The organism is Cellulomonas sp. NPDC057328 (assembly GCF_042667215.1).
Taxonomy (GTDB): domain Bacteria; phylum Actinomycetota; class Actinomycetes; order Actinomycetales; family Cellulomonadaceae; genus Cellulomonas.
Genome location: NZ_JBHUZW010000134.1, coordinates 1 through 10,480, shown reverse-complemented (window position 1 = coordinate 10,480; position 10,480 = coordinate 1). Strand labels below are relative to the sequence as shown.

Here is a 10,480-nt window from a genome sequence, read left to right as displayed (position 1 = left end):
GGGCCCCGGCTCTCCCTCTCGGGGTGCCGGGGCCGTCGCCGTCCGGTCGTCTCAGGCCGTGCGCGCCAGCGCCCCCGCGAACCACTCCACGGTGCGCTCCAGGCCCTGCTGCCACGCCACGTCCGGCTCCCAGCCGAGCTCGAGCTGCGCGAGCGTCGTGTCCGGGCGGCGCACCTCCGGGTCGTCCACGGGGCGCGCAACGTACTCGATCGTCGACCGCGAGCCGGTGGCGGCGACGACGTCCTCCGCGATGCGCCGCACGCTCAGCTCGGTGGGGTTGCCGATGTTCATCGGACCGGGGTGGCCGCTGTCCGCGAGGGCCAGGATGCCGCGCACGAGGTCGTCGACGTAGCACACGGACCGCGTCTGGCTGCCGTCGCCGGCCACGGTGAGCGGCTCGCCGGCCAGCGCCTGGCGGATGAAGGTGGGGATGGCGCGGCCGTCGTGCGGGCGCATCCGCGGGCCGTACGTGTTGAAGATGCGCACGATCGCGGTGTCCACGCCGTGCGTGGCGCGGTACGCGGTCGTCAGCGCCTCGGCGTACCGCTTGGCCTCGTCGTAGACGCCGCGCGGCCCGACCGGGTTGACGTTGCCCCAGTACGACTCCGGCTGCGGGTGGACCAGCGGGTCCCCGTACACCTCGGACGTCGACGCCAGCAGGAACCGCGCGCCCTTGTCCATCGCGAGGCCGAGCGCGTGGTTGGTGCCGATCGAGCCCACCTTCAGCGTGTGGATCGGCAGCTGGAGGTAGTCCACGGGCGACGCCGGCGACGCGAAGTGCAGGACCAGGTCGACGTCGCCGGGGACGTGCACGAAGTCCGTGACGTCGCAGCGCTGCAGCCGGAACCGCGGCGAGTCCATGAGGTGCGCGACGTTGGCCGGCGTGCCGGTGAGGAAGTTGTCGAGGGCGACCACGTGGGCGCCGCGCTCGACGAGCGCCGTGCACAGGTGGCTGCCGAGGAACCCCGCGCCGCCGGTGACGACCACCCGGCCCGTCGTCACGCCGTCCGAACCCGCCATGAGCACCTCCGCGTGCGTCGGTCACGCCCGCGGCGTGACGTCGTTGCTGGTCATGGGGCTGCCACGGCCACGGCCGGCGGCGCCCGGTGAGTGCAGGGCGACCCTCCCACGGACCCGGGACCGCCACCACCGGAAGAGGACGGGACCGGCGCCGGGACCTGCGCAGACGCGTGCAGGCCGCCGTTCGGGGTGCGCGCCCCGACGTCCCGTGGTGACGTGTTCGCGCGTCGTCGCCGGAGCTGGAGCCGACCGTCCCGGACGCCGACACCTCGTCGTCCGGCCTGCCCGGACCCCTCCCGCTCCGCGTGCGCATGTCCGACATGCCGGGGTACGGTGCAGGAGGGGTCAGGGCGTGGCCCACGGATGCATCATTTCGTGGAGGAAGCCCGTGCACGCAGCACCGGAGCGCCCGCAGCGGGCGTCCGTACGGACGCCCACCCGGGCCGGTTCGTTCAGGTACGAGATCCGTGACGACAGCTGGTGGTGGGCCGACGACGTCTACCGCCTGCACGGCTTCGAGCCGCACGAGGTGGTGCCGACGACGGCCCTCGTGCTGGCGCACAAGCACCCCGACGACCGCGACGCCGCACGTGCGCTGCTGCACGACGCCGCCGCCGGCCGGAGCCCGTTCGCGAGCGTGCACCGCATCATGGACGCCACCGGGCGCGCACGCGTCGTCGCGTTCGTGGGCCAGGGCGAGGCGGTGGGTGGCGTCGGCCGGATCACCACGCTCACCGGGTACTTCGTCGACCTCACGGACGACGTCGCGGAGCGCTCGCGCGACGAGGCGAACCGCGACATCGCCGCCTCGGCGGCGCACCGCGCGCAGATCGAGCAGGCGAAGGGCATCGTCGCCTTCGCCTACGGCATCGACGCCGAGAGCGCCTTCGGGGTGCTGCGCGCGGCGTCGAACAACGGCAACGTGCCCATCCGTGAGATCGCGTCGCAGGTCGTGGCGCGCGTCCGCGAGTTCCGTGGCGACCCGTACCGCGTCTGCGAGTACCTGGCCGAGGCCGCCGGCCTCCCCCTGCCGCGATGACGCGGGCACGCGTCACCCGGCCCGAGACGCGGATCGTCCCGCGCGCCGGCGGTCACGTCACCGTGCGGGTCGAGGGGTTCCGCGAGGGCGACGGCGTGCTGCCGCGCCCCGACCGGCTCGGCCGCTTCAAGCTCGAGGTCTCCCGCGACGAGCACGGCCTGCGCCTGCTCGACGCGCACGGCGAGACGATCGGGCGCCTCGGGGCCTCGTGGGGCCGCACGCTCGCGGACGAGCTCACCGGCTGCGACCGTGACGGTGTCGTCCCCGTGGTCCGGGCGTCGCTCGTCGGCCCGCGCGGCGAGCGCGACATGTTCGTGCTGCTGTCGTGGCCGGGCCGCCGCACGGGCGTCGCGAGCCCCGCCCGCGGCGTGCGGGTGCCGGTGCCGAGCGGCGGCGCGGGCGGCGTCCGGCACACGGCCGGCTGACCCCTCCGCCGGTCTCCGTCGACGACGACGCCCACCGACGACGCCTACCGACGACGACGCCCCCGGACCTGCGCGAGCAGGTCCGCGGGCGTCGTGGCGTGCCGGTGAGGTCCTCAGCCGTCGCGGCGCGCCGCGTGGCTCCCACCGCGGGTCTCGCCGCCGCGGTCGCCGCCGTCGCGGTCGCGGTCGCCCCCGTCGTCCGACTGCCGGCGCTGCGCGGCCTCGCGGACCTGGCGGCCCCGGCGGACGTCGTCCTCCGCCTTGGCCTGCTTCTTGTCGCTGGCCTTGGTGTCGCGCGGCGGCAGCTGGATCGAGCGCTCCGCCTCGATGCCGCCCTGCAGCTGGCGCCCGCGCTCGAGCTCGGCGTCCAGCTCGGCGCCGAACAGGAGCGCGAGGTTCGTGATCCACAGCCACAGCAGCGCGATGATGACGCCGGCCAGCGAGCCGTAGGTCTCGTTGTAGCTCGAGAAGTTCGCGACGTAGAACGCGAAGCCGAGCGATGCGAGCACCCACACGACGATCGCGACGACCGCCCCGACGCTGACCCAGCGGAACTTCGGCTGCCGCACGTTGGGCGTCGCGTGGTACAGGATCGCGATCGCGAGGGCGACGAGCACGACCACCACGGGCCACTTCGCGATGTTCCACACCGTGACCGCGGTGTCGGACAGGCCCACGGCGTCGCCGATCGTCCGCGCGACGCCGCCGGACAGCACCAGCATCGCCACCACGAGGACGGCGATCACGACGAGCACGAGCGTGACCAGCAGCAGGATCGGGCGCAGCTTCCAGATCGGCCGGCCCTCGTCGATCTCGTACACGCGGTTCATGCCGCGGCTGAACGCCGCCACGTACCCGGAGGCGGACCACAGGGCCGTCACGAGACCGACGACGAGCGCGAGCCCCGCGGCGGGCGCCTGGGTGAGGTTCTCGAGGATGGGTCTGATCGTCTCCGTCGCCCCGCCGGGGGCGATGTCGTCGACGAGGCCGAGGATCCGCTCGACCGCCCGCTCGGGGTCCGAGACGAAGCCGAGCAGCGACACGATCGCCAGCAGGGCCGGCGCGACGGCCAGCACGCCGTAGTACGTGAGCGCCGCCGCGAGGTCCGTGCACTGGTCCTTGCCGAACTCGCGCAACGTCTTGCGCAGCACGTACTTCCACGACCGCTTCTCGAGGTCGGCAGGCGAGTCGGGCTTGCGCGGGTCGTCGGGGGACGGCGCCGTGGCCGCCTTCGACGTCGAGGACGTGTTCATCTCCGCACCTCCGCAGGGGCTGCCGGGGGGTGCGCCGGCCGCGTCGGCGGTGCCGCGCGGCGGGCGCCGGGGTCGGCCGGCCGCAGGCTCGAGCCGACACCAGCGACGCTATGCGTGGGTGCCTGGCCCCGCCACCGCAGGTCGCGCGGGGGTACCGGCCGCGGCGGTGCGCCACGCCGCCGTCGCGCCGGCGCTCTCCTCGGCGTAGCGGTCCAGCACGACCGCCGCGAGACGGGGATCCGGGGCGAGGGCGTCCGTGACCACGTCGGCCCCGGCCTCGAGCACCCGGTCGAGGAAGTAGCCCGGCGCCAGCAGGTACGACGCGACGACGACGCGGCCGCCGTCGGCCAGGTCGGCGCGGGCCTCCACCACCGCGGCCGGCACGCGCGGGTGCGCGCCCGCGCCGAAGCCGACGTGCACGGGCCGCCCGAGGTGCTCGGCGAGCCCCGCGGCCACGACGCGGACGGCGTCGGCGGACGCCGGCTCGCTCGACCCCGCGGCGGCGAGCACGACCGCGTCCTCGTCCCGCAGCCCGGCCGCGGAGAGCCGGTCCGCCAGGATCGCGACGAGCCGCGGGTCCGGCCCCAGCGGCCGCGACGCGGCGGCGCCCGGGCGGTCGACCGCGGCGGCGACGTCGACCTTCGTGTGGAACCCCACCGAGAGCAGGAGCGGCACGACGACCGCCGGCGCGCCCTCGAGGGCCGCCGCGACGACGTCCGCGACCTCCGGCTCCTGCACGTCGACGAACGCCTCCCGCACGTCCAGGTCCGGGCGAGCCGCGGCCACGTCGGCGAGGATCGACCGGATCGCCGCCCGACCGGCCGGGCTGTCGGTGCCGTGCGAGCACCCGACGAGCACGGGTGCGGTAATGGTGGGCGGGACGGTGCCCGTGGACGGGACGGTGCCGGTGGACGGGACGGTGCCGGTGGGTCGGACGGTGCCGGTCATGCCTGCTCCTGCAGCTCGATGCGGTAGCCGCGCTTGACGACGGTGCGGATGAGCTCGCGGCTGCCCGTCGCCTCGCGCAGCCGCGCGACGGCGACCTCGGCGGCGTGCGGGTCGGCCGACTCCCCCGGCAGCGCGTCGAGCACCCGGTCGCGCGGCACGACCGAGCCGCGTGCGGCGGCGAGGAGCCGTAGCACCTCCAGGCCCGTGCGCGACAGCGGCAGCACGTGCCCGTCGAGCACGGCGGCCGCCCGGTGCACGCGCAGCGGTCCCGCCACGGTGTCGAGCGCCTCGAGCCCGCCGTAGTGCGTGACGATCGCGCGCACGAGCGAGCCCAGGCGGCCGCGGTCGGGCAGCAGCGGCGCGATGCCGCGCTCCTCGAGCGGCTTGGCGGTCACGGGCCCCACCGCGGCGAACACGACGGTGCCGGCGCGGTAGCGCGCGACGACGCCGTCGGTGACGCCCTCGGCGTCGGCGGCGGCGAGCCACGCGGCCGCACCGGGCGCTGACGTGAACACGACCGTGTCGACCTCGCCGTCGGCCACCGCGCGGGTCGACGCCGCCACGACCGCCGGGTCGGGCGGCGGGCCCCACCGGTAGACGACGAGGTTGCGCACGCGCGCACCGGCGACGACGAACGCCTCGTCGAGGCCGTCCGCACCGGCGCCGTGGTGCTGGATGACGATGTCGCGGCCCGCGACGCCCTCGTCGAGCAGCACCTCCGCGATCTCCGCGCTCGTCTCCGACTCCGCCACCCAGTCGGCGCTCAGCCCGGCGGCCTGGATCGCGCCCCGGGCCTTGGGCCCGCGCGCGATGATCCGGGTGCCGCGCAGCGTGTCGACGAGCCGGTCGGCGAGGCCGGCGGCGTCGGCGGCCTCGACCCAGCCGCGGAACCCGATGCCGGTGGTGACGACGACCGTGTCGGGCGGGTCGGTCAGGACGCGGCGCGTCTCCGCGAGGAGCAGGGCGTCGTCCGTGTGCGGGACCATCCCGAGGGAGGGGGCGTGCCGCACCGTCGCGCCCCGTCGTTGCAGGGCTGCGCTGAGCTCGCCGGCCCGGCGGTCGGCCGTCACCAGCACGACGCACCCGGCGAGCGTCTGGTCGATCACGTCGGCCGTCACCGGACCATTGTCGCGGGCGGCGCCGGGTCGTGCGCCATCGTGTCCGGCGACGCGGGGTCGACGACCGGCAGCGCGCGCCCGTCGGGCTCGAGCAGACCGGGCGCCGCGACGGCGCCGAGGACGATCACCGCGGGCGCACGGACCCCCGCCGCGGCGGCGACGCCGACGATGCCGTCGAGCGGTGCGCGGGTCACGCGCTGCCCGCCGAGCGTCGCCTCTTCCACGACCGCGACCGGCGTCGAGGGCGGCACGCCCTCCGCGAGCGCGTGCGCCGCGAGCCCGGGCAGCGCGCCGACGCCCATGAGGACGACGACGGTGCACGACGCGTCGCGCAGGCCGGTGAGCGCGGCGACCGACCAGCCGTCGGTCCCGTTCATCACGTGCACGGCACCGACGGTGCCGCGGTGCGTGAGCGGGATGCCCGCGGCTGCCGGCGCGGCGAACGCGCTGCTGACGCCGGGCAGCACGGTGACGGGCACGCCGGCCTCCCGGCACGCGAGCACCTCCTCGCCCCCGCGGCCGTAGACGAACGGGTCGCCGCCCTTGAGGCGCACGACGACGCGTCCGCGCTGCGCCTGCTCGACGAGGATGCGGTTGATCTCCGCCTGCGGGACGGGGTGGTGCCCGGGCGTCTTGCCGACGTCGACGACCTCGAGGTCGTCGGGGAGCTCGTCGAGCACCGCCGTGGGGCCGAGCCGGTCGGTGACGACGACGTCGGCCTCCGCGAGCGCGCGGCGGCCGGCGACGGTGAGCAGGTCGACGTCCCCGGGTCCGCCGCCGACGAGGACGACGCGCCCCTGCCCGGGCGTGCGCTGCCGCCGCGCGCGCAGGTCGACGCGTCCCTCGCGCAGCGTGGTGGCGAGCGCGTCGCGGACCTGCACGGAGCGCCGGGGGTCCGCGCCGCCGGTGGAGACGACGCCGACGAGGACGTCGCCGGCGCGGGTCGTCGCCGGCGTGCGGGCGGTGCCGCGGGCGGGCCGGCGCGGTCCGCCGGCGTCGACGCAGAAGACGCGCCGGGCCGTGGCCCAGGCGACGACCGCCTGGTCGGTGGACCGGTCCCCCGTGGCGGTGTGCACGAGCCACGCGTCGTCGAGGTCGGACGGGACGACCTCCCGGTCGACCCACCGGACGGCGCCGGCGACGACGAGGTCGGCGATCGGCTCGCACACGGCGGGCGCGACGATGCGGACGTGCGCGCCCTCGCCGAGCAGCGCGTGCACGCGGCGCGCGGCCACGGGGCCGCCGCCGGCGACGACGACCGTGCGCCCGGCGAGCTCGACCCCCAGCAGGGCGGTCACGGCGCGTCCCCCGCCGGCGCGTCGGCGACGGCGACCTCGACCGTGCCGGCGACGACCCGCACGGGCCACGTGCGCAGGTCGGCGGGCAGGCCCGGCACGGGCTGCTTGCCGGCCGGGTCGAGGCACGCACCGGTGCGCAGGTCGAACACCTGCTTGTACATGGGCGACGCGACGGTCGGCACCTCGTCGCCGTCGGCCTGCCGCGAGCCGACGATGCCGCGCGCCAGCACGTGGGCGTCGCTGAACGGGTCGTGCTGCTGGACGGCGAGCACGCGGTCGTCGACGAGGCGGAACAGGGCGACCTGCTCGAGCCGCCCGTCGGGGCCGTCGGGGACGAGGGCCGCGACGCCGCGCTCGCGCGCGAGGTCGTCGAGCCGGCAGACGGGGAGCCAGGTGCGCCGCGGTGCCGCGGCGGCGGGGGTGGCGTCGAGCAGGGTCACGACCGGACCTCCAGGGTCGAGCCGGCGACGAGGACGGGCGCGCCGCTCGCGGCGGCGGCCCGCTCGGCGGCGGTGGCGGGGCGGGCCTGGCCGCGCTCGGGCACGTAGGCCAGGGACGGGTCGGGCACGTCGGGGGCGTTCACGAACGACGCGAAGCGGCGGAGCTTCTCGGGGTCGTCGAGGGTGGCGCGCCACTCGTCCTCGTACTCGTCGACGTGCTGCGCCATCTGCGCGTCGAGGTCGGCCGCGATGCCGAGGGAGTCCTCCATGACGACCGCGCGCACGCCGTCCAGGCCCCCCTCGACCTCCTCGATCCACGGCGCCGTGCGCTGCAGGCGGTCCGCGGTGCGGACGTAGTAGAGGAGGAAGCGGTCGATGGTGCGGACGAGCGTCTCGGTGTCGAGGTCCTCGGCGAGGAGCCGCGCGTGCCGGGGCGTGAAGCCGCCGTTGCCGCCGACGTAGACGTTCCAGCCCTTGTCGGTGGCGATGACCCCGACGTCCTTGCCGCGGGCCTCGGCGCACTCGCGGGCGCACCCGGAGACGCCGAGCTTGATCTTGTGCGGCGAGCGCAGGCCGCGGTACCGCAGCTCGAGCATCACGGCGAGCGCGACCGAGTCCTGCACGCCGAACCGGCACCACGTCGACCCGACGCACGACTTCACCGTGCGCAGGGACTTGCCGTACGCGTGGCCGGACTCGAACCCGGCGTCCACGAGCCGCTGCCAGATGTGCGGCAGCTGGTCGATGCGGGCGCCGAACAGGTCGATGCGCTGCCCGCCGGTGATCTTCGTGTAGAGGCCGTAGTCCTTCGCGACCGCACCGATGGCGATGAGGCCCTCGGGGGTGACCTCGCCGCCGGGGATGCGCGGGACGACCGAGTAGGAGCCGTCCTTCTGCAGGTTCGCCATGACGTGGTCGTTGGTGTCCTGCAGGGCGGCGCGCTCGCCGTCGAGGACGTGCCCGGGGGCGGTGGTCGCGAGGATCGACGCGACGGCCGGCTTGCAGATGTCGCAGCCGCGACCGGCGGCGCGCGTGCCGAACCGCTCGACGACCTCGGTGAAGGTGCGCGAGCCGGCGACGCGGACCGCGTCGTAGAGCTGGGCCCGGGACAGCGCGAAGTGCTCGCACAGCGCGGTGCTGACCGTGACGCCGAGCTTCTCGAGCTCGGTCGCCATGAGCTTCTTGACGAGCGGCAGGCACGACCCGCAGCTCGTGCCGGCGCGCGTGCAGCCCTTGACGGCGCCGAGGTCGTGGCAGCCCTCGTCGGTCACGGCGTGCCGGATCGCCCCGGCGGTGACGTTGTTGCAGGAGCAGACGCCGGCGTCGTCGGGCAGCTCGAGGTCGGGAGCGCCGCCGGTGCCCTCGGGGAGCAGGAACGCCGACGGGTCGCCGGGCAGCTCGCGGCCGAGCATGGGCCGCAGGCTCGCGTACGCGCTCGCGTCGCCGACGAGGACGCCGCCGAGCAGGGTGCGCGCGTCGTCCGACAGCACGAGCTTCTTGTAGACGCCCGCGACCGGGTCGGCCCAGACGATCTCGAGCGCGCCCGGCGTGCGCGCGAACGCGTCGCCGAAGCTCGCGACGTCGACGCCCGCGAGCTTGAGCTTGGTGGCCGTGTCGGCGCCCGGGAACGTCGCGGAGCCGCCCAGCAGCCGGTCGGCCGTGATCTCGGCCATCGTGTAGCCGGGGGCGACGAGGCCGATGCACGCGCCCCGGATGCAGGCGACCTCGCCGACCGCCGACACGTCGGGGTCGTCCGAGCGGCAGGTGTCGTCGACGACCACGCCGCCGCGCGGGCCCACGGCCAGGCCGGCGGCGCGCGCGAGCTCGTCCCGCGGTCGCACGCCCGCCGCCACGACGACGACGTCCGCGTCGAGGCGCGTGCCGTCCGCCAGCTCGACGCGGCCGACGCCGCCCCGGCGGTGCTCGTGCACCCGCGTCGTCATGGCCTGCGTGCGGACGCCGATGCCGATGCGGTTGATGAGCCGGCGCAGCGCCTCGCCGCCGCCGAGGTCGACCTGCGCCGACATGAGGTGCGTGTCGACCTGGAGCACCGTGGCGCGGGCACCCAGCGCGTCGAGCGCGCCCGCCGCCTCGAGGCCGAGCAGTCCGCCCCCGAGGACGACGCCGCGGACCTGGTGCGGCCGCTCCGCCTGCAGGCCCTGCACGTACCCGCGCAGCGCGGCGACGTCGTCGAGGGTGCGGTACACGAACACGCCGGGCAGGTCGGCACCCTCCATGGGCGGCACCCACGCGTACGAGCCGGTCGCGAGCACGAGGTGGTCGTACGCGTACGTGCGGCCGGACGCGGCGGTGACGGTGCGGGCCTCGCGGTCGACGGCCGTCACGGCGTCGCCGCGCACGAGCGTCACGAGCGGGTCGTCCCACAGGTCGGCGTCGCCGAGGGCGAGGTCCTCGGGGGTGCGGCCGGCGAAGAAGCTCGTCAGCGCGACGCGGTCGTACGGTCGGCGCGGCTCCTCCGCGAGGACGGTGACGCGCCACGTGCCGGCGGTGTCGCGGTCGCGCAGGGCCTCGACGAGGCGCTGGGCGACCATGCCGCCGCCGACGACGACGAGGTGGCGAGGGGCGTCCATGGGTGCCTCCGGTTGGGTGACGGGTGCCGTGCAGTGGTGCCGTGCGGGTGCTGCGGGCCCTCCGCGGGGCGTGCCTCGACGCTACGAACCGCGTGTTTCGGGCGGCGGCACGCGTGCGTTACCCCGGCGGAACCTTCTGCGCACACCGGCACCGGCGGTGGTGTGAGGAGACGGCGCCCGGGACGCCGTGGCACGCGCGACGTACGGTGACGGGATGGGACCCGAGGACGGCCCGCCGAGCGCCGCGCGCGACGGCGAGGGCGCGACGACGACCGTGCCGCCCGGCGCCCCGCCCGCCGCCGCCCCGCCCGACGCGCCGCGTCCGACGCCGCCGCCCGGTGCGGAGCC

Annotated in this window: 9 protein-coding genes; 2 read left to right on the top strand and 7 right to left on the bottom strand. The window is 76.3% G+C overall.

Annotation, left to right across the window (positions count from 1 at the left end; translation table 11 throughout):
* Nucleotides 1-51 precede the first annotated feature (51 nt).
* A complete protein-coding gene (locus ACFUMH_RS17035) occupies nucleotides 52-1,020 on the bottom strand; it encodes a UDP-glucuronic acid decarboxylase family protein (RefSeq protein WP_378208377.1) in 969 nt (322 codons plus the stop codon).
* A gap of 388 nt (nucleotides 1,021-1,408) precedes the next feature.
* Here ACFUMH_RS17035 and ACFUMH_RS17030 point away from each other — a divergent pair, with 388 nt between their 5' ends.
* Complete coding sequence (locus ACFUMH_RS17030; RefSeq protein WP_378208375.1) at nucleotides 1,409-2,059, top strand: PAS and ANTAR domain-containing protein; 651 nt, start codon at nucleotides 1,409-1,411, stop codon at nucleotides 2,057-2,059.
* Nucleotides 2,056-2,484 carry a hypothetical protein gene (locus ACFUMH_RS17025; protein WP_378208373.1) on the top strand — a complete coding sequence of 143 codons (429 nt, stop codon included), beginning with the start codon at nucleotides 2,056-2,058 and terminating at the stop codon, nucleotides 2,482-2,484. The genes ACFUMH_RS17030 and ACFUMH_RS17025 overlap by 4 nt, the downstream gene beginning before the upstream one ends.
* A gap of 113 nt (nucleotides 2,485-2,597) precedes the next feature.
* On the opposite strand, the gene ACFUMH_RS17020 is transcribed toward ACFUMH_RS17025, so the two are convergent.
* From ACFUMH_RS17020 to nirB, 6 genes are all read right to left on the bottom strand, one after another.
* A complete protein-coding gene (locus ACFUMH_RS17020) occupies nucleotides 2,598-3,737 on the bottom strand; it encodes a YihY/virulence factor BrkB family protein (protein ID WP_378208371.1) in 1,140 nt (379 codons plus the stop codon).
* Between the two features lie 108 nt (nucleotides 3,738-3,845).
* A complete protein-coding gene (locus ACFUMH_RS17015; RefSeq protein ID WP_378208369.1) occupies nucleotides 3,846-4,685 on the bottom strand; it encodes a sirohydrochlorin chelatase in 840 nt (279 codons plus the stop codon).
* Nucleotides 4,682-5,803 carry a uroporphyrinogen-III synthase gene (locus ACFUMH_RS17010; protein WP_378208367.1) on the bottom strand — a complete coding sequence of 374 codons (1,122 nt, stop codon included), beginning with the start codon at nucleotides 5,801-5,803 and terminating at the stop codon, nucleotides 4,682-4,684. Before ACFUMH_RS17010 ends, ACFUMH_RS17015 begins: the two co-directional genes overlap by 4 nt.
* Nucleotides 5,800-7,101: a uroporphyrinogen-III C-methyltransferase gene (gene cobA / locus ACFUMH_RS17005; RefSeq protein ID WP_378208365.1), complete on the bottom strand. Its 1,302-nt coding sequence runs from the start codon at nucleotides 7,099-7,101 to the stop codon at nucleotides 5,800-5,802. Before cobA ends, ACFUMH_RS17010 begins: the two co-directional genes overlap by 4 nt.
* Nucleotides 7,098-7,541, bottom strand: a complete 444-nt coding sequence (nirD, locus tag ACFUMH_RS17000; protein ID WP_378208363.1) for a nitrite reductase small subunit NirD — start codon at nucleotides 7,539-7,541, stop codon at nucleotides 7,098-7,100. Before nirD ends, cobA begins: the two co-directional genes overlap by 4 nt.
* Nucleotides 7,538-10,132, bottom strand: a complete 2,595-nt coding sequence (gene nirB / locus ACFUMH_RS16995) for a nitrite reductase large subunit NirB (protein ID WP_378208361.1) — start codon at nucleotides 10,130-10,132, stop codon at nucleotides 7,538-7,540. Before nirB ends, nirD begins: the two co-directional genes overlap by 4 nt.
* Between the last annotated feature and the right edge of the window lie 348 nt (nucleotides 10,133-10,480).

Bases quoted from the DNA above. Each gene is read 5' to 3' on its own strand.
- ACFUMH_RS17025 (WP_378208373.1), top strand. From the start codon at position 2,056: ATGACGCGGGCACGCGTCACCCGGCCCGAGACGCGGATCGTCCCGCGC.
- ACFUMH_RS17020 (WP_378208371.1), bottom strand. From the start codon at position 3,737: ATGAACACGTCCTCGACGTCGAAGGCGGCCACGGCGCCGTCCCCCGAC.
- ACFUMH_RS17035 (WP_378208377.1), bottom strand. From the start codon at position 1,020: ATGGCGGGTTCGGACGGCGTGACGACGGGCCGGGTGGTCGTCACCGGC.
- ACFUMH_RS17015 (WP_378208369.1), bottom strand. From the start codon at position 4,685: ATGACCGGCACCGTCCGACCCACCGGCACCGTCCCGTCCACCGGCACC.
- nirB (WP_378208361.1), bottom strand. From the start codon at position 10,132: ATGGACGCCCCTCGCCACCTCGTCGTCGTCGGCGGCGGCATGGTCGCC.